We start from the raw sequence: 19,136 nt of genomic DNA, 5'->3' as shown, positions 1-19,136 counted from the left end.
GCCAAACCATTCACCTGGACCAAGTCAGCGGAGTACCTCCTGGGCAAGATGAAACGCAAACAAACCATTAACACGGAGCACTAGCGAGTCTGCACCAGCATCAGGGTGACACCGCTGAACGCCCGCGTGGCCATGGAACGCGTCAGCTGGCCAAAGAGGCAGCCATCACCAAGGACTACCGCAATCGGTTCCGGCAGCGGTAAGGAAACTTGGGCGACGGCACCTGTCTCGTTAGCAATCACGTATCCGGGCGCCCGGCTGTGGCATCCTGTGTAAATGGCAGAATTCAAGCAGTCGACCAAGCTCCAGAACGTTCTCTACGACATCCGGGGGCCGCTGCTCGACCATGCCAAGTACATGGAGGCCGAGGGCCACCGGATCCTGAAGCTCAATATTGGCAATCCGGCGCCGTTTGGGTTCGAAGCGCCCGAGGCCATCCTGGTCGACATGATCCGTCACCTGCCCAAGGCCCAGGGCTACAGTGATTCCCGCGGCATCTTCTCGGCGAGAACGGCAGTGGTGCAGTACTACCAGGGTCGCGGTCTGACCCAGATGGACGTCGACGACGTGTACCTGGGGAACGGTGTCAGTGAGCTCATCACCATGTCCCTGCAGGCCCTGCTGAACAATGGCGACGAGGTCCTGGTGCCCACACCGGATTACCCGCTGTGGACAGCTTCAGTGTCTCTGGCGGGCGGCACAGCCGTGCATTATCTGTGCGATGAGGATAATCATTGGTGGCCCGATCTCGAAGACCTGGCGTCGAAGATCACCAGCCGCACCAAGGGGATTGTGCTCATCAATCCCAACAACCCGACCGGAGCTGTCTATCCGCGCTCCATCATTGAGGGAATGGTGAAGCTGGCTCGCGACAACGGTCTGATCATTTTCGCTGACGAAATCTACGAAAAAATTCTCTATGACGACGCCGTCCACATCAACGCGGCAACAGTCACCGGGGACGACGTTCTGTGCCTGACCTACAGTGGCCTCTCGAAGGCCTACCGCATCGCCGGATTCCGCAGCGGCTGGATGGCCATTACCGGACCGAAGCACAAGGCAGCCGATTACATTGAAGGAATTAACCTGCTGGCCAACATGAGGCTGTGCGCGAATGTTCCAGCGCAGCATGCGATCCAGACGGCGCTGGGCGGGCACCAAAGCATAAATGACCTGATCCTTCCAGGGGGTCGGCTAAAGCAGCAGCGGGACAAGGCCTACCAGTTGTTGAATGAGATTCCCGGGGTGAGCTGCGAACTGGCCCAGGGAGCCCTGTACCTGTTCCCGCGGCTGGACCCCGAAATGTATCCGATCAAGGACGACGAACAGTTTGCCCTTGACCTGCTCAAGCAGCAGAAAATTTTGATCTCGCACGGCAGGGCTTTCAACTGGATCAACCCTGATCACTTTCGGATGGTCACCCTGCCCAACGTGGACGACCTCGAGGATGCCATTGGCAGGCTCGCCGAGTTCCTCAGTACCTACAAGCCCTAGTCCGCCTCTGGAAGGAAAAACATGTCGCCCGCCACGCCAGTATTTACGACCAGTCCCACCCAGGCCTTACTCGCCGGACCTGACCTGGATCTCGCCTCGATCAAGCCCCGCTCTACCCCCGGCTTCTCCGGCGCGAAGGCGCAGGGCAAGCTTAAACTTGTTGAGGAAACCGCTCAGCTCTCGGAGTTGCAGACGAAGCTGTACGCCGAGAGCAGGTTCGGTAGCGACCTGTCGCTGCTGGTGGTGCTGCAGGCGATGGATACGGCGGGAAAAGGTGGGATTGTCCGTCATGTGGTCGGCGCTGTCAATCCACAGGGTGTCAAACACTATGCGTTCAAGGCGCCCACCGCCGCGGAGAAACGCCACGATTTCCTGTGGCGGGTCAAGAAACAGCTTCCGGGTCCTGGGATGATCGGAGTCTTTGACCGCTCCCACTATGAGGACGTGTTGATCCAGCGGGTCCGCGGGTTCGCCAAGCCGTCAGTGATTGAGGAGCGGTACGGAGCTATCCGTGACTTCGAAGCATCGCTGGCTGAATCGGGTACCCGCATCCTCAAGGTCATGCTCCACATCAGTGCGGATGAGCAGAAAGCGCGGCTGACCGAGCGGCTCGAACGCACCGACAAGCACTGGAAGTACCATACGTCAGACCTCGACGAACGCGAGTTGTGGGATGAATACCAGGCGGCCTACCAGCTAGCCATCGAACGGACCGCATCCCCCGACGCGCCCTGGTATGTAGTGCCAGCGGATCGGAAGTGGTATGCACGCATTGCCGTGCAGCACCTGATTATCGAAGCACTTCAGGAGATGCAGCTGAGCTGGCCGCCAGCAGCCTTCGACGTCGCGGCAGAGAAAGAGCGGCTGGCCCGGTCCTGACTACCCATTGGTCACAGCCATGGACTAGCCCGCCTGTTCCGCTTTGTCCCGTGCGGCTGCGAGGCGCTTCTTGGCACCTTCCAGCCAGGATTCGCAGTGATCCGCCAATGCCTCGCCGCGTTCCCACAGAGCCAGGGAGCGCTCAAGAGTCACGCCGCCGGCTTCCAGCTGACTGACGACCTCCACGAGCTGCTCCCGTGCCTGTTCGTAGGACAGAGCGCTGATGTCAGTTCCTGCTGATTGGGTGTCGGTCTCCGGTCCGGTGGGCTGGCTCATGAGGTTTCCTTGGGGTCGGTAGGTCGGGCGGACGGTGTGGGGGCAAGAGCTGAAGCGGCAAGTTCGCCGCGCGCCAGCCTGATCTTGAGAAGGGCGCCGGGCGGTGTTGCGCCGGCATCCCGGGCGATTGAACCGTCCTCCAGCTGGACCACTGCGTACCCCCGGTCGAGAGTGTTCTGCGGCGAGAGGGAGCGAATCTGAGAGCGCAGATGATGCACCCGGTCCGTATCGCGGGCGACAGCTGTCGTGACGGCAAGGCGTGCGCGGCCACGCAATCGTTCGACGTCGTCCACCCGGACCGACACCATGCCCTCGGGTTGAGCCAGCACCGGCCGTGAGCGCAGATGAGTCAGCCGCTCGGTCTCCCGCGAGACAAGGGAGTCGATGGCCCGCGAAAGCTGCAGGCGAGACTGCTGGATTCGTTGGAACTCCTCTGCGACGTCGGGAACCACCCGCTTGGCCGCGTCGGTTGGGGTGGAGGCGCGTAGATCCGCAACCTCGTCAAGGAGAGGCCGGTCCGCCTCATGGCCGATGGCGCTCACCACTGGGGTGCGGGCTGCCGCGACTGCCCTGACCATTTCTTCGCTGCTGAATGGCAACAGGTCTTCGAGCGAGCCGCCACCGCGGGTAATGATGATGACGTCGACGCTGGGCATGGCGTCCAATTCGGCCAAGGCCGCAGTCACCTGGCCTACGCATCCCACACCCTGCACCGCCACCTCACGGACTTCGAACTCGACCGCCGGCCAGCGCAGACTCGCATTGCGTAGGACGTCCTTCATCGCATCCGACCCGCGCCCAGTGATCAATCCAATCCGGTGGGGGAGGAGCGGCAAGGGCTTGCGCAGTCGCGCGGCGAACAACCCTTCGGCTGCCAGCGACTGCCGAAGCCGTTCGATGCGCGCCAGCAGATCCCCGAGTCCCACCTGCCGGATCTGCCAGGTCTGCATGGACAGGCGCCCGGTCTTCAGCCAAAAGTCAGGCTTCAGTTGCGCCACCACCCGCGACCCATGTTCCAGTGGAAGCTCAAGGCGGGAAAGGACGTTCCCCCGGATGGTCAACGGTAGGGACACCTCGGCGTCGACATCACGCAGTGTCACAAAACACATAGCGGCTCTGCGGTTCACCTCGATCACCTGCCCTTCCACCCAGGCTGCTGGGGCACGTTCGAGGTGGGCTTTCAGCTTCTCGGACAGGAGGTGGAGCGGCCAGGGACGATCGGCTGTGGTCTCAGCGGCTGTCGCCGGAAGCGTTGTGGGCCCGGCCTGCGTCGAACCAACCTCGCGCGGCTCCTGCGCCCGAGCTCCGGCGCTGCCGTTTGGCAGCTGACCCGCGCCGTCGCTATTCATCAGATGACACTCCCAACGCTTGAGGCGTGAACGAGGCGTTTCACGCCGCCTGTTCCCTTCATGTTTATCAGCTTGCACCGCCATCCGAGTCCACGCGGCCTCGGTGTGCAGGAAGAGTCCAGCGGGTGGAGGCATAATCGATACTTCTTTCACAATGAGTCGGGGACAAATATGAGGACTTTTGGTTCAGCGGTTTTAGCGCTCGCTGCGCTGGTACTGGCCGGAATTGCACTGCCGGGCGCCTGGATCGACAGGAACATTGTCCAGGTGGACGGTTTCGTCGAATTGGCCGGACCGCTCGGGGCTGACCCTGAATTTCAGGCTGAGCTGACGACGGCGTTGGCCACCGAGGTGACGGCGAATGCCGGGCTTCCCGATGCCCTGAGCAACATCGTTGAACCCCTGATCGCTGATGCGGCAGCGAACGTCACTGCGCTGCCTGGCTACCCGGCGGCCTGGGACGAGACACTACGCCGGTCCCATAACTTGAGCTTCCCCATCAATGCTGACCTTGCTACCGGAGTGGATTCACCTCAACCGCTGAGGCTTGACCTCGCTCCGGTAGTGGCGCTCGCCTTACAGGAAGTGGGGTCAGGCATTGGTATCGATGTGCCGGCCCCGGCGGAAACGCTGGTGGACATCGGGTCGCCAGCGCAACAGGAGGCGCTGAGCCAGTTGAAGGCAGTCTCCGGGGGGTGGCCGGTGCTAGCGATCGGGGCAGTGGTTGCCGCCCTGACCGCACTGGTGCTGGCGCGTCGTCGCGGAACTGCCCTGGCTCTCATCGGCCTCGGCAGTGCTGTTCTTGGCGGGCTGTTCTGGGCGGGTGCGCGGACAGCACCCGAGGTGCTGGAGCGTATGCGGGCCGAGACCGGGACAACTGAAAGCTCAATCTCGGGTCTGTTTCAGGACGGGTTGGTGGCACGGTTTACAGCCAGTGGCGAACCCTTGGCGTTGGCAGTTGTGGGAGTGGGTGTGGTGTTACTGGTCTCGGGTGCAGCGGTCCGGCTGATCGGCGGCGGGACGAGACAGAGAATGGGTTAGCTCTGAGCGGATCTCAACCGGCCATCTCGGGGTCAGGGGCTTCCAGCCGTTAGCATGGAGGGATGACCAGCACAGCAGTTTCAGTGCCTATGCCAACAGTTCCTCGGCGGCGGCGCTCGCCAGCGGAGATTCATGCCGCGCAGGCAGTCTCCGGCGAGCGAAAAGTCCTGCTCGCTGCCCCCCGAGGTTACTGCGCTGGTGTGGACCGCGCCGTCATCGCCGTCGAAAAAGCACTTGAGCACTACGGCGCGCCCGTGTATGTGCGCAAGCAAATTGTCCACAACCTGCACGTGGTCACCACCCTTGAGGAAAAGGGAGCGATCTTCGTCGAAGAGAACGACGAGGTACCCGAAGGCGCACTGGTGGTCTTTTCTGCCCACGGTGTCTCACCGGCGGTGATCCAGTCTGCCGAGGACCGCGGACTACGCACCATCGACGCGACCTGCCCACTGGTCACCAAGGTGCACAAGGAAGCAATCCGGTTCGCGAAGGACGATTTCGACATTCTCTTGATCGGCCATGAAGGTCATGAGGAAGTCGAAGGAACCTCAGGGGAAGCACCCGACCACATCCAGATCGTCAACGGACCTGAGGATGTGGACAACGTGACGGTGCGCGATCCCGAGAAGGTGATCTGGCTGTCACAGACAACCCTGAGCGTCGACGAGACGATGCTCACGGTCAACTTGCTGAAGGAGCGGTTCCCCACTCTGCAGGACCCGCCGAGCGACGATATCTGCTATGCAACGTCTAACCGCCAGGCAGCGATCAAGAAGATTTCGCCCAGTTCCGATCTGGTGATCGTGGTGGGTTCGGCTAATTCATCGAATTCGGTGCGGCTGGTGGAAGTGGCACTCGAATACGGGGCGAAGGCATCCTACCGGGTCGATTTCGCCAACGAGGTAGATGAGAGCTGGTTCGAGGGTGTTTCGACCATTGGTGTGACGTCGGGTGCGTCGGTACCCGAGAACCTGGTCCACGACGTGCTTCGGCTTCTCGCCGACTACGGTTACGGAGACGTTGAAGAGGTGGTAACAGCCGAAGAAGACATCATCTTCTCCCTTCCGAAAGAAATCCGCGCCACCCTCAAAGCAATGGGGGACTCCACGGGCGGAGTTGGCGGTAGAGGCCCTCGGCCGAAGCGCTGAGCTAGCCTCAGAGCTGGGTGCTGGCAGAGTGTCTAGGCGCTGACCCTGTCGTCGTCGCTCTCGCCATCTTCCTGATCGAGCAGCTCGGCAGCGCTTAGCAATCGTGGTGTTGATTCCACAGGTGTCATCCGCAGAGCGCTCGAATTCTCTGCAGGATGGGTCGAGGACGTGAGCGACGCAGAGTCGAAGTCGTTGATCCGTCGCGCTGTGGGCAGCACCCGGGACTCCAATGTCCCGACAAAGGAGTTGTACTTCTCCACCGAGGCCTTCAGCGAATTGCCCAGCTTCGTTACATGCTCGCCCATGGTGCCGAGGCGATCGTAAAGCTGCCGGGACAGTTCGAACAGCTCCTTGGCATGTTCGGTGAGGACATCTTGCCGCCAGCTATAGGCCGCGCCCTTCAGGATGGCCAGCAGCGACACCGGTGATGCCAGGGCAATGTTGCGGGTGAAGGCGTAGTCGAGGAGGCCGGGATCGGCGCGCAGAGCCGACGAGAGCACCGACTCTACGGGGATGAAACACACCACCAGCTCGGGCGTATTTTCGACGCCCTGCCAGTACCTTTTCCGGGCCAGCGCGTCGATGTGGGCCCGCAGCGCCTTGGCGTGCTGCTGCAGCAACGCCTCCCGCCGGGTGCTGGAACCCTCTCCATGCTCAGGCAACTCGGGGAGTTCCTGTGCGTCGAGGAAGGCGGCCAATGGCACCTTCGCGTCGACCACCAGCTGCTTCCCGCCCGGAAGTTGCACGATCATGTCCGGACGGGCCGACGTATCCTTCGCGCCGGCGCTCAGGGTAATGGTGGCCTGTTCAAGGAAATCGACGCGGGGCAGCATGCCGGCCGCCTCGACGACCCGCCGCAGTTGCACCTCGCCCCATTGCCCCCGCGCACTGTTGCTCCGCAGGGCCGCGGTGAGCGAATGCGTGGTGGAGAGGAGCTGGGCATCCGAGTGCCGTGCCTCGCGTAGCTGCTCGGCGAGCTGTCCGAACTGCTCGACCCTGTCCCGTTCAAGGATCCCGACCTGGGATTGCAGGTGATTCAGCTTGTCCGCGACCGGAGCAAGGGCCCGCAGCACCGACTGGTCACCGGCTGAGCGAGTCGTGAGCTCCCGGTTCTGCGTCACGAGCATCCGATTTTCCGCTCCTGCGGCGGCCAACGCGGTGCTGGTGCTTCCCAGCCGCTCGCCGACGTCGTCCAGTTCTTCAGTCAGGCGCTGCACCTTCAACCGGGCTGCCCACGCCATGCCGGCAGCACCAAAAATGCCACCCGTGAGTACTGCCAAAACAACCACAACCACAATGAATCCGTCCATGGCACCACCATGTCAGTCCCGACCGACATTTTGGTTGACCACCGGCGGCGCGGTGGAAGCGAGGGCAAACGGTAGACTCTATTCCCGTGGCTCTTACTATTGGCATCGTCGGACTGCCCAACGTCGGCAAATCAACCCTCTTCAATGCGCTCACCCGCAACAACGTGCTCGCGGCTAACTATCCGTTCGCGACCATCGAACCCAATGTGGGGGTGGTGAGTCTTCCTGATGCCCGGCTGGGACAACTGTCAGAGATCTTCGGGTCCCAGCGGATCCTGCCAGCAACTGTTTCCTTTGTGGACATCGCAGGGATCGTCAAGGGTGCTTCAGAGGGGGAGGGGCTGGGCAACCAGTTCCTGGCCAACATCCGCGAGGCTGAGGCCATTGCGCAGGTAATCCGGGTCTTCGACGATCCGGACGTCATCCACGTCGACGGCAAGGTCGATGCCCGCTCCGACATGGAAACCATCAACACCGAACTGATCCTCGCCGACCTCCAGACCCTTGAGAAAGCCATTCCCCGGGTGGAGAAAGAAGTCAAGATCAAAAAGCGCGAACCGGCGCAGCTTGCTGCCATGGTTGCGGCACAATCGGTGCTGGAGCGCGGCGACACCATTTTCGCCTCAGTGGCCAGCGACAAACTGGAAATGGAGCACCTTCGCGAGCTGAGCCTGCTCACCGCCAAACCCTTCATCTATGTGTTCAACGCCGACGACTCAGTGCTGGGTAATGAGGAACGCCAGGCCGAACTCCGTGAGCTTGTTGCCCCAGCTGATTGCATCTTCCTCGATGCGAAGCTCGAATCCGATCTTGTGGAGCTCGACGAGGAAGAAGCCCGCGAAATGCTCGAGATGAATGGGCAGAGCGAATCCGGGCTGGATCAGCTGGCACACGTTGGCTTCCACACCCTGGGCCTGCAGACCTACCTGACTGCCGGGCCCAAGGAAACCCGGGCCTGGACCATCACCAAGGGTGCCACCGCCCCGGAAGCGGCCGGTGTCATTCACACTGACTTCCAGCGCGGCTTCATCAAAGCCGAGGTGGTCTCCTTCTCGGACCTCGTTGACGCTGGATCCATGTCCGAGGCCAAGTCCCGTGGCAAGGTCCGGATTGAGGGCAAGGAATACGTCATGGCCGACGGCGACGTGGTGGAATTTAGATTCAATGTGTAGTCAAGTTCCGGTTCAACGTTTGGTGACGATGTGCTGGTTGACGGTCGGGGGTCTCCAACCACCTCCGGGGCTCACCTCGACCGCGGTCATCGTTCGGACGGCATAGGACGCCAAGCGACGGGTCCCTGCCACCAGGGGTTAACCTGTTCAGATGGGCGAAGCGTTCGTGATCTCGACAGATGTATACAAATACTGGCAGGTCGACTTCCAGAAGGGCACCATAAAGATTGTGTGCCAGGATGGCCAGATTCTAGAGGACGAACTGCATTCCAAGTTTTCACCAAGAAACTCCCAAATAGCCAACTCGACATTCGACTGGGAGAAGTGGTGGATTATTTCGACGACCACGCGCGGCCACCTGATCATCACGGAGGGATTCAATCCGAATTCTCCGCCGCCTTTCAATGGCCGACCATCCGTTTATCTCGATCAGAATCGCTGGCGGACTGTCTCTGACGCGCTACATGACCCGGAGAGGATTGCCGACCCAGGGGAGCGCCAAGCCGCACAAGATTTGGTCCAACTGGCTCTCGACGGAGGCATCGTCTTGCCGTTGTCTATGGGCCACATGCTGGAAACAGCTGGCCTCCACAACGAACGGCGCTATGAAGTCGGCGTAGCCATGGCTTCCCTAGCCGGTGGATGGCAGATCCGGAACCCGCTCGACCTTTGGAAGCAGGAAGCCGAACTAACCATCCGGGGCCATCTTGGACTTCCCGAGGTTGGACACATTTACCCCATCGTCACTGAGCCGGGCGCGCTCTTCGGCTTTGACACCAGGTTGGGAATCGCCAACGAAACGACAGATGTTGACACATTCATGGCCATGCTCACGATGCCAAATGTCATCCTCAGCTCACTCATCGATCCAGAACCAATGCCCAAGCATCCACTTACGATGTGGATCGACCACCACGCCCGCATCACCTCTCGGATGGACACAGAGAACGTTCCAAAAAGTCAGCGTCGACAATTGGCGCGTCGGCGGTACTGGAACGAAAACATCGGCTTTTACACTGCTCCATACCGCAAATTGACTCGTTCCTTCGATTTCCCTACCTTCAGTGATCGAGAAGTGGCTGGCCTGCTGTCGGCTTCGCCAATGGTCGGATTGCTGTCCGAACTATTTGTGCGTCGGTTTACAGACCGCCAGAATAAGTGGCGGCGGAACGACCTAATCGACATCTTCCACCTCTCCAGCGCGGCCGCGTACGCCAACTACGTATGCGCTGAGACACACACCGGGACGCAACTCCGGGAAGCCCAACGAGCCCTTGGTAGGAGCGAAACAGTCTTCACCTCACTCGGCGCTTTAATTACGGCAGTTCGTCGAGACGGTGCCAAGACACAGTCGGAGCGGCTCGCCCCAGAACCTTTTACGAGTCCGTAAAAGGTTCTGGGGCGTTACCACGACTGACCTTGGACGATTGAGAGTAGGCGTGCACGGGAGTGGCAAGACGGAAATAAACAGTCCTTGACCACCAGCACAACAACGCAACCGGCCTCTTCGATGAGCGCGAACCCCTGACATGTCGACTGCGCCGGGTGCAGCGCCGGTGGCAGTCCTGCGACAGACTCGATGCCGTTCTGTCAGTCCTCCTTGCATGCTTTCGGTTGCCTTCTTCTCTTGGATAGACGTGTGCCACGACATCACGCGCGTCGCACGTTATTCAGGGCAAGAATCGCTGCTGAGGCTATTTGATTACGGAACGTGGTGGAATTCCGGTTTGCAACGTAGTACGGAGTGAAGGGCGCTTTGCTGAGGGGATCCCGAAATCTAGCAGAGGAAGTGGTCGGTGATGAGCTCCGGCAATCAGGGGTTGGAATGCGACTTCATTGGCAGTTCATTGCCTGCGTCCCACCACGAGGCGACTTGACCGAACGATTCTGTGACATATCGCTTCAAGTCCACTCGGTCGTTCATCTGGGCCGCAGCCACAATCTCGTTGAGCACCGTCATCATTAGTAGTAGCGTGTTCCCCCGCTGCGCTGGAACTGCAGCTACGACAGATTCGGCTTGCCGCTCGAAGAATGCACCATTTGTCAGTTGCTGCCACGTGACGAATCCTTGGTCAGCGACGAATACGCTGTCGAGTCCGCTGGCTGGATCGGGATCTTGGGCTGCCAACAAGCTCATCTCTCGCGCCAACGACTCTAATTTTGCGCCGCGATAGCCGTAGACGATCGCCCGCAGTGGACTAGCGTGCTCCCAAGTCTGGCCGTGTACCGTCTGCGTTACGCCGGATATCGGATGTCGCTGGGTGAAGGCGGCCCGCGGCATGGCCTTGGCCTTCTTGGCTGCGGCCCAGGCCTTCTTAAGCTCGTCGGTGGTCAGATTCGACTTGACCTCGACCGTCGCGTAGCAGCACTCGATCGGCACCATCGCGTAGTGCTCGGACTTGTAGAACGGGGGCGTGTCGTTATCGACGAGCATCACATCGCACTGGTTTGAGATTTGTCCGTCGGTGGAGACCAATTCGCCGCTGCCCATGACGGTCGCGCTGCGTGAGACATACTTAGCGAGGAAGTCTCGGACGAGGTCACCTTCCCGCACCGATCCTTTCGACGCGTTGTGCTGGATCTTCGAGCTCGTTTCGAAGTCGAGCACCATCTGCTTCGCGACGTCGTCCATCTGTCGGAGGAGCAGTCCGGCACGGTTCGTATCCACCTGATCATTCTGCCGCAAGCTGACGTGCTTCGTGCGCATGACCACACCGGAAGGGGAAGTCGGCCTTCGGGTGTGGTCCGTCCTCAGATCCCAGCGGTTCGTCTGTACCGGAACTCGGTGGGGTTCCGTGACGGTTAGGCATTTGGAAGCGTTGCTTGCCTGCCAGCCTCCAGCATGACAGCATCTCAGGCATGGGCATTGTCGACTCCATTGCGCGCAGCTTGGGTAGCCTCCGTCCGCTGTCCGACACGGAACTAGAGGATGAGCGCGAGGCGTTGCGGCAGCGCTACGTGTCCACCGGGGATGTGGGCGAGGCGACGAATCTCTACGACGAGTTGCACCGCTACGACGGCGAGATGACGGACCGTGCGAACAAGGCCTATGAGCGCGAGAACCCGAACCCGCCAGAGCCTCGGCACCGCGACCACGGCTGGTATTTGCCGGACGACGACTGAATCGCTCAGGCGCCGGTGAGACGCTAGACGCACTATCCTTCAGACAGTTCAGGTCAGGTATCGCGAACTGAACGAAGCGAGTCCAGCCAGCCGGCCGTCTGGTCTTTTGCCCACGATCTGCCGAACAGCGCCCTGCCGGGCACGGACTCTCGGCGACCGTCGTTTATGAAGCGCCGTCCACACAGGTCCTACTGGATGTCAGGGTGGGTCGGCGAAGGCCCGGGTGATCTGACTTATAGTACTGAAATGGGACACAAAGAACCGATGTCGATCGCCAGCGCGTTGCGGCAGATCCAGGACCGAAAACTTATACTTCCAGCGATTCAGCGGGAGTATGTGTGGAAACCCTCTCAGATTATCCGTGTATTCGACTCTGTCATGCGTGGGTACCCCGTCGGTAGCTTTCTATCATGGAAGGTGTTGCCGGAGACGATCGGTAAGTTTAAGTTCTATGGATTCATGACGGAGTACAGCGCCTTCGACAACCGCCACAACCCGGTGATCGATATTCCCACGGACCGTGAGGTGGTGGCCATCCTCGACGGTCAACAGCGCTTGACCTCTCTCAATATCGGGCTTCGCGGGACCTACGCGTATAAGAACCACGGCGGTTGGGCGAATAAGGCGTGGTCTTATCCGGAACGCCGTCTGCATCTGAACCTGGTCAGCGAGGCCCCGGAGAATGAGCTCGGCCTTAAGTACCATTTTCAGTTTTTGACGAAGAAAGACGTTGGTTCGTCCTCGGACGACGAGAGTAAGAAATGGTTGTCTGTCTCCGAGATTTTCGACGCATCGGATACGTCAGGATTGATACAGCTGTTGGCCAAACACAAAGTCGGTAACGACCCGGAAGCTTCAGCAATGGTCAGTAAGCTTTGGGAGGCAGTCCGTAAGACCGCCAGTCTTCATTTCTACGAAGAAGACGATCAGGACATCGAACGGGTATTGGACATCTTCGTGCGGGTAAACTCCGGCGGCACCGTCCTGTCTTATAGTGACCTACTCCTGTCTATCGCTACCGCACAGTGGGAAGGTGATGCTCGAGCCGCCGTTCACGGGTTGGTAGATGAACTCAACCAGACGGGAAACGGATTCAACTTCTCCAGAGACACAATTCTGAAGTCAGGGCTGGTGATGGCTGACGTTCGAGATATTGGATTCAAGGTCCAGAACTTCACTACGACGAACATGGCGAAGCTCGAGGCTGACTGGGACGTCATGAGCAAATCGCTCCAGGTGGCGGTAGGCCTACTCAGTGACTTCGGTCTATCCGATGGATCGCTCACCGCAGATAGTGTGTTGATCCCGGTGGCCTACTACGTCCACCACCGCGGGCTCGATCACTCCTACCGCGAATCGCCGAAGTCTCGCCATGACCGCGAGTCTCTCCGGTCTTGGGTTCTTAGATCGCTGATCGTGCGTGGCGTGTGGGGATCCGGCTTGGACACCTTGCTCCGGGATCTTCGCGAGGTCATCAAAACGGAGGGTGATTCCGCATTCCCCGTGGTCGAGATCGAGAGGGCGATGGCCCGGCGTGGTAAGCCGCTGACCGTTACGGACGCCCTTGTGGACGACATCTTGAGTCTGTCGTACGGCAAGGTGCGAACCTTCGCCGTACTTGCAGCGCTGTTCCCCCATGTCGATACGCGTAACCAGTTCCATGTGGACCACGTCTTTCCAGCAGCGCTGCTCGACAAGAAAGCCTTGCGACGTCAGAAAAGAGAAGACGGCACAACAAGGTTCACGCCAGATGAGATCAATGAGCTACTCGATCGGAGAGACCGTCTGCCGAACTTGGAACTCCTTCCCGGACTCGAGAACATCGGAAAGTCTGCCAAGTTACCGGAGAAATGGTTGGCAGCGGAGTATCCCTCAGCGCACGATCGCAGTGCTTTCCTGGAACGCAACGCGTTACCTCAGTCGCTTCCCCTCTCGGTCGAGGAGTACAGGGACTTTTACGACGAGCGAAGCATGAAATTGGTTGCTCGCATTCACAGCTTGCTCAAGCCTCAAACTCAAGACCCATCAAATACCGATGCGGTAGTGCTCGTCGACCTTGACGAGGAGCTCTCTGAAGGAGACGATTCCGACTGACGATCCTGCCCTATGATAAGACGTCCCAGCACGTGCCTGAGTGCTCGCGAGGGAGAAGGTGCAACCTGAAGGAGGCAGTGTGGCGGGGGAGAAGCTTCCGGACATCGGGGGCCATGATCTTGACGTCGTCTTCGTTGGCACATCCGCCGGGAAGCGGAGCGGCGAAGCCGGGCACTACTACAGCAACGGCAGCAACCGGTTTTACCGCTGGCTGCACGAGCCCGGGTTCACCCCAAATCTGCTGAAGCCGACCGACGACCATCTACTGCCTGTCTTTGGGATCGGTCTGACCGACCTCAGCAAGACCTATGCCGGCATGGATGGCAGCGAGGAGCAAAGTGGCAGCTTTGATTGTCAAGGCCTGATTGACCGCCTCACACCTCTCCGGCCCAAAGTCGTAGCTTTCACCGGGAAGCTCGGTGTGGAAGCATCCTTCGGCCCATTCATCGGGCATTACGGCGACGTCTACTTCGGCCCACAGGCTTGGGCAGTGGGCGACAGCCTTGTGTTTGTCCTGCCGTCAACTTCCTCAGCCAGCCCCACTACGAGGCCGCTCAAGGGAATGAATGGGGTCGAGAGGTTGCCTGTCGATTACTGGCTTGAGCTGGCGGCCTTTCTGGACCGCTAACGCTTCTGACCGATCTCCGAGTGATTCCTGCCGTTGACGGATAGCTGGTCAAGTTGGGGATTTTCATGGAGGACTACAGCGAAGGATTCGGGATAACACAGAACAAGCTCGTGGTGTCGATCGGTGTGCCGCCTCGCGGGGGCCCAACCAGGATCGTGCACGGCAAGCGCGGTATCACAGCTGGTACGGCCATCCGTCTCGCACGGTGATTCGCCACACACTGAAGCGATCGATGAATGACCAGCAACCTGGCTCGTAGGTTAGCCGGTGGGTCAATATGAAGAGCCGCGGGCGATCGCTCGCCGGACAATGAAGAGGACGTCATGTCCGCCAAGCATGCAGGCTGAGTCATCCCGCCGCGGCGAGGAGCGGTAACCAGCGCCGGCAGTGTGGTGAATTCGTCATCTTCTAGCCTGTTGGATCTTCGGCAAGTCGGATCTCCCATCTCACCGTCACTGACACGTGCCCGGAGCCGCCGTAGTCAACAGTCGGTTCGATGGCTATGACTTTGCACAAGACGTGCCCGTACTCATTGCGCATGACTCCGATCGACCCGACCTCGATTTTCGAGGAATGGTGGCCGTAATCTAGCGCATCTGGATCGTCGATCTCGTCGAACTTCTCGGCGTAGCGGGCCAGGGCGACAACTCCAGGTCTTCCGCCGTTCAAATAGATCGCGTTTGCGCCGCAATTGGACCAACTGGTTTCCCAAGAGTGTGTGCCCGCGGTGGCGTCGACACTGATGGTGAATCGTCCGCCATTCGTCGTGAAGTCGAACTTCGCGCCCGCACTCATGCCGGTGCCCTTTGTGAACACTTGCGTGAAGTCTTCACTGACCTGGCGTGCTTTCGTCCGGAGGTCCGCCGGAAAGTCCCGCAGCCGGACCCCGCGGTCCCGAAGGTGCCTCCAGCCAAGTCGATTCACCTGCGGGTTGGGATCGTATTCGCCGATATGGACGACCGCGATGCCTGCGTCCGCGACGAGCTGAGCGCAGGCAACCCTTGATGTCCGAGAGTTCGCGCAGGGCTCCAGCGTTGTGTAGAGGCTGGCACCCGTAAGGGAGATGCCCGCGGCGTCGGCCTTCTGTAGCGCCACTTGCTCTGCGTGGAGGCCTGGAGCCTCATCTTTGTACCCAGTGGTAATTTGCTTGTCTCCGAGGGCAATGACAGCCCCCACGCGAGCGTTCCCAGGTGATTTCCTTGCTTCGTCGATGGCCCTTTGAGCGAACGCCCGCTCGACCTTCGCTTTCGATTCGTCGTTGCTGTCAGTGCCCATGAGGACATCTTTGCAGACCAGAAGCAGGGAGCGATCGATGAATCTTCCCGCCGACGGCATCCGATTTCGTTAGACCCGTCAGCAGGGAATTGGCAAGGTCGTGACCATCGGCGACATCGAGCAATGTGGTCCCGCACTGGCATGGCGTTTCTCCGACTAGTGTTTGGTCCATGGGACTTAGGGAGAAGCACAAGGGCGACATCCCTCGCCGGAAGATAGATCTTGAGGAGCTCGGGCTTGAACTGGGCAACCTCTTCAGGGAACGCGACCTGACCATTCACCTTTTTGGTTCCAGGAAGGACCAGACTGGTAGCGTCCGTTCCGATGTAGATCTCCTCGTGGAGCTTGGGCGACGCGCTTCCCAAGACGAGATGGATGCGATCTGGAAGCTTGAACCATATTTAGACGTCTTCGTGCTAGATCGTGGGGTGGCAGCGAGTCTTGTCAACGAATCTCAATTGCGGGACAAGACAAACGAAGATCTAATTGCAAAGCTCGGTGCCGGCTGCCTGATGCGCCATGGCGATTGGCAGGCAGAAGCGAAACCGTTCCGCGAACAAATTGTTCTCGCTGAACGGAACCCTGCTGCTTCTCTCGTGCCGTTGTATGACCTCGTGGACGCCGTGCCCGCGGAGCGTGCTGATCTCTTAGTGGTGACGGCGCTCACCGAAGAGTACGAGGCCATGCTCGCGGCACTTGGCGAGACCACAACCGAGCCGTCGGTGCTCACGGAGCTCGAGGACAATAAGAACTCGCCGTGGCGGATCCGCGTTCTCAACCTTCATGAAATGGATTCAGTTGGGGCGGCACTGAAGACTGCTGATGCGATGCGGCGCAGTAAGCCCTCGCATGTTGTCCTGGTCGGAATCTGTGGCGGGATCTCTGGACGTTGCAATCTTCTTGATGTCGTTATTCCGCAATCGGTCATCTACTACGAGCCCGGCAAGATTACGCCCGAGGGGACAAAAGGCGGGTTTGCTGTTCGTCACTGCGACGCCGATGCTCGCAACCGTTTCTCCGTCTGGGCGAGGACGCCGAACACCCCGAAGGTCCTGGCGGACGGAGAACTGATGGCTTGCGGAGAAAAGGTGATCGCCGATGAATCCGCCCGTGACGTTTTGGCCAACACTCACCGAAAACTTACCGCCATCGACATGGAGTCGTACGGAGTGGTTCGGGCCGCAGAAGCCTGGAAGACCCCTGTGACAGTGATCAAGAGCGTGTGCGATCTGGCGGATGCCGAGAAGTCGGATGATCTTCACGATCAAGCCCGGAAGACAGCCGCGCGCGTTTTTGTTGAGGGAGTCAAGGCGGGGGTTTTTCGAGCGGAAAAATAGAAGAGAACCCGTAGCCGTCATCGTCGATGAAAGCAGGAACGCTGATGGCACGCCAGAGACTGAATCGTGCGATCATCCAATCGGGACTGAGCTTCCGCAACGCGGGGACAGGCGCGTAGCGACCGGAGGTCGGTTCACACGTTATTCGGCTACGGAACGTGGTGGAGTTTCGCTTCAACGTCTAGCTCGCTGAGCTTCTGAGACGGCCTCGTCTGCTTCGGCAGGCGGGGCTGTTTTTGCGTTTGCACGAGCATCACAGATACGTCGAGACTGGTCACTTGTCGTCCGAGAACTCGAGCCGAGAGGCCGCCAACGCAAGTAGGGCTTCGTGAGCATCTCGTTGGGCGGCCGAGCGTGAACCTAGACTCCGACCATGTTCCAGATGTATCGCCGAGTCGGTGTGCTGGGGTTGAGCCTCGTTTGTTCCTGGGAAGGCGCGGAATGCTTGTTGCCACGGGATCTCCTGAGCGCCCAGATGTCGTCTCCTCGGGCGATGTGGCGGAGATACGCTGACCGCGAAGCACCTGAAGCCTCAAGTTCTCTTTATTTTGTTTAATTCAAGCTGGTTATACAAACAATAAATACAACATGAAGTACGCTGGCGCTATGAAGAGTCAGAGCCAAGGCCATTCGAACAGTCCGTTCCGTCCCGGCTATTCCCGTGCACCGCTCGTGTTTGGCGGCCATGTAGACACCATCGAGGAGTTCACGAACGTCTTCGTGAACTACGACATCGGCGAGAACCAATCCATACTCATTTCCGGTCTCCGCGGCGCGGGCAAGACGTCGATGCTCGGTGTCATGCAGGAGCTCGCTGAATCGGCTGGTTGGATCACAATCAGCGATGACGCCGGAAGCGGGCTGATGAATCGAGTGATGAACACCACAATCCCAACTATCCTCAACTCAGTCGACGAAGCCACTCGGGTGCGGCTGTCCGGGCTCGGGGTCTGGCAATTCAATGCCGCGTTCGAGTATGTCGACCGTCGACGTGAAGTGACGCCGCTGCTCCGAAGCGACCTCATCGCACTCTCCGAAGCCACGGAGAACCGCGGGATCCTGATCCTCATAGATGAAGTGGCCTCCGGAAAGATACGGCTGAAGGAGCTGTCCAGGTTCGCGCTCGAGGTATCTAACGCGATCGCAGCAGGTATCAATATTGTCGTAGCGTTCGCCGGCGTGAAAATTGACCTCGACGAGCTGCTGAATCAAGCCCACATGACGTTTCTTCGACGTTCACGGGAGATAGACTTCCGCCGGCTCTCCCCGGCAGACACCCGGAAGGTGTTGCGGGAGACCACTGAGTTGGGTGGTCGTCGGATGGATCTGAATGCCGAGGAACTCCTCGTGTCTGTAACCCAGGGGTACCCATATCTCATCCAGCTCGCCGGGGATTATGCCTGGCGAGCGTCACCACAATCGGAGAGCATCAGTCTTGCGGATGCGGAAGCAGCGCAGGTAAAAGCGATCGCAGGGGTTGAGAGGCGAGTCATTCGTCGTGTATACCAAGACCTCTCAGAGAAGGACCAGCGGTTCCTGCAGGCGATGTCAGTTGACGAAGGAAAATCCAAGATGGCTGACATCTCCAAACGCATGGAGGTGACGCCGCAGTACACGAACCAGTATCGAATCCGGCTTATCGATAGCGGCTATGTGCACACGGTTGAGCACGGGTATGTCGACTTCTCGTTGCCGTACCTGCGCGACTATGTTCGTTCAGTGGTCGCCGCTGAGGAGCGTCCCGAAGCCACGGCCGGGCGGCCTGACGGCTGGGATGAGTTTCCACCTCCAGCGCTTAGATAATCGGGCGAGACAAAGGTCGATCCGAGTGCAACGACTGACGCGTTTCGTAGGTTGACCCACTCACGCTAGCAGTACCGGAACTACCGACTTCCTTGCCCTCACCCACCCCCGGCTTTTCTCGTGGCGTTTCCGCGGGGCTAGATTGAGGTTATTTGGCTACGGAACGTGGTTGAGTTCCGCTTCAACGTCTAATTGGTTTCTGGTGCG

The 19,136-nt window shown here is 59.6% G+C and carries 16 protein-coding genes and 1 pseudogene; 12 read left to right on the top strand and 5 right to left on the bottom strand.

Translation table 11 applies throughout. From position 1 onward, the window contains the following. Positions 1-276: 276 nt before the first annotated feature. Both Y703_RS0109725 and Y703_RS0109720 read left to right on the top strand, forming a co-directional pair. The gene (locus Y703_RS0109725; protein ID WP_026552542.1) at positions 277-1,494 is read left to right on the top strand and encodes a pyridoxal phosphate-dependent aminotransferase; all 1,218 of its coding nucleotides are present in this window, start codon (positions 277-279) and stop codon (positions 1,492-1,494) included. 21 nt (positions 1,495-1,515) lie between these two features. Continuing rightward, positions 1,516-2,373 (top strand): PPK2 family polyphosphate kinase, encoded by an 858-nt coding sequence (locus Y703_RS0109720; protein WP_026552541.1) that lies wholly within the window; start codon positions 1,516-1,518, stop codon positions 2,371-2,373. A 24-nt stretch (positions 2,374-2,397) separates the two neighbouring features. Here the strand turns inward: Y703_RS0109720 and Y703_RS0109715 are convergent, their stop codons facing one another. Then, a complete protein-coding gene (locus tag Y703_RS0109715; protein WP_051427476.1) occupies positions 2,398-2,649 on the bottom strand; it encodes an exodeoxyribonuclease VII small subunit in 252 nt (83 codons plus the stop codon). Next, positions 2,646-3,998, bottom strand: a complete 1,353-nt coding sequence (xseA, locus tag Y703_RS0109710; RefSeq protein WP_026552539.1) for an exodeoxyribonuclease VII large subunit — start codon at positions 3,996-3,998, stop codon at positions 2,646-2,648. The genes Y703_RS0109715 and xseA overlap by 4 nt, the downstream gene beginning before the upstream one ends. 171 nt (positions 3,999-4,169) lie before the next feature. On the opposite strand from xseA, the gene Y703_RS0109705 reads away from it, so the two are divergent. Then, positions 4,170-5,039, top strand: a complete 870-nt coding sequence (locus Y703_RS0109705; RefSeq protein WP_026552538.1) for a hypothetical protein — start codon at positions 4,170-4,172, stop codon at positions 5,037-5,039. 62 nt (positions 5,040-5,101) lie between these two features. After that, positions 5,102-6,187, top strand: coding sequence for a 4-hydroxy-3-methylbut-2-enyl diphosphate reductase (locus Y703_RS0109700; RefSeq protein WP_026552537.1), 1,086 nt, complete (start codon positions 5,102-5,104; stop codon positions 6,185-6,187). Positions 6,188-6,219: 32 nt separating this feature from the next. On the opposite strand, the gene Y703_RS0109695 is transcribed toward Y703_RS0109700, so the two are convergent. Then, positions 6,220-7,497, bottom strand: a complete 1,278-nt coding sequence (locus Y703_RS0109695) for a DNA recombination protein RmuC (protein ID WP_026552536.1) — start codon at positions 7,495-7,497, stop codon at positions 6,220-6,222. An 86-nt stretch (positions 7,498-7,583) separates the two neighbouring features. Here Y703_RS0109695 and ychF point away from each other — a divergent pair, with 86 nt between their 5' ends. Together ychF and Y703_RS0109685 are read left to right on the top strand one after the other, a co-directional pair. Beyond that, positions 7,584-8,669 carry a redox-regulated ATPase YchF gene (ychF, locus tag Y703_RS0109690; protein WP_026552535.1) on the top strand — a complete coding sequence of 362 codons (1,086 nt, stop codon included), beginning with the start codon at positions 7,584-7,586 and terminating at the stop codon, positions 8,667-8,669. Positions 8,670-8,820: 151 nt separating this feature from the next. Further along, positions 8,821-10,059: a hypothetical protein gene (locus Y703_RS0109685; RefSeq protein ID WP_026552534.1), complete on the top strand. Its 1,239-nt coding sequence runs from the start codon at positions 8,821-8,823 to the stop codon at positions 10,057-10,059. 423 nt (positions 10,060-10,482) lie between these two features. On the opposite strand, the gene Y703_RS0109680 is transcribed toward Y703_RS0109685, so the two are convergent. Beyond that, positions 10,483-11,376, bottom strand: coding sequence for a DUF6602 domain-containing protein (locus tag Y703_RS0109680; protein ID WP_026552533.1), 894 nt, complete (start codon positions 11,374-11,376; stop codon positions 10,483-10,485). A 116-nt stretch (positions 11,377-11,492) separates the two neighbouring features. Between Y703_RS0109680 and Y703_RS0109675 the strand changes: the two genes are divergently transcribed. From Y703_RS0109675 to Y703_RS23060, 4 genes and pseudogenes are all read left to right on the top strand, one after another. Continuing rightward, a complete protein-coding gene (locus tag Y703_RS0109675; RefSeq protein ID WP_216698891.1) occupies positions 11,493-11,792 on the top strand; it encodes a hypothetical protein in 300 nt (99 codons plus the stop codon). Positions 11,793-12,038: 246 nt separating this feature from the next. Beyond that, entirely contained in the window at positions 12,039-13,886 is a 1,848-nt protein-coding gene (locus Y703_RS0109670) for a DUF262 domain-containing protein (protein ID WP_026552531.1), read from the top strand. A gap of 79 nt (positions 13,887-13,965) precedes the next feature. Next, positions 13,966-14,514 carry a mismatch-specific DNA-glycosylase gene (locus Y703_RS19170; protein WP_051427475.1) on the top strand — a complete coding sequence of 183 codons (549 nt, stop codon included), beginning with the start codon at positions 13,966-13,968 and terminating at the stop codon, positions 14,512-14,514. A 65-nt stretch (positions 14,515-14,579) separates the two neighbouring features. Then, positions 14,580-14,720, top strand: a pseudogene (locus Y703_RS23060) (addiction module antidote protein, HigA family); the annotation flags it as partial. 202 nt (positions 14,721-14,922) lie between these two features. On the opposite strand, the gene Y703_RS0109655 reads toward Y703_RS23060, so the two are convergent. Next, the gene (locus Y703_RS0109655; RefSeq protein WP_026552530.1) at positions 14,923-15,789 is read right to left on the bottom strand and encodes a deaminase; all 867 of its coding nucleotides are present in this window, start codon (positions 15,787-15,789) and stop codon (positions 14,923-14,925) included. Positions 15,790-15,914: 125 nt separating this feature from the next. Between Y703_RS0109655 and Y703_RS0109650 the strand changes: the two genes are divergently transcribed. Both Y703_RS0109650 and Y703_RS0109645 read left to right on the top strand, forming a co-directional pair. Next, a complete protein-coding gene (locus Y703_RS0109650; RefSeq protein ID WP_155849478.1) occupies positions 15,915-17,126 on the top strand; it encodes a 5'-methylthioadenosine/S-adenosylhomocysteine nucleosidase family protein in 1,212 nt (403 codons plus the stop codon). A gap of 606 nt (positions 17,127-17,732) precedes the next feature. Further along, on the top strand, positions 17,733-18,929 hold the full coding sequence (locus Y703_RS0109645) for an ATP-binding protein (RefSeq protein WP_026552528.1): 1,197 nt from the start codon (positions 17,733-17,735) through the stop codon (positions 18,927-18,929). Positions 18,930-19,136 lie beyond the last annotated feature (207 nt).

The sequence above is a fragment of the Arthrobacter sp. H20 genome (assembly GCF_000520515.1).
GTDB lineage: Bacteria > Actinomycetota > Actinomycetes > Actinomycetales > Micrococcaceae > Arthrobacter_D.
This window is presented reverse-complemented; position numbering and strand designations above follow the sequence as displayed.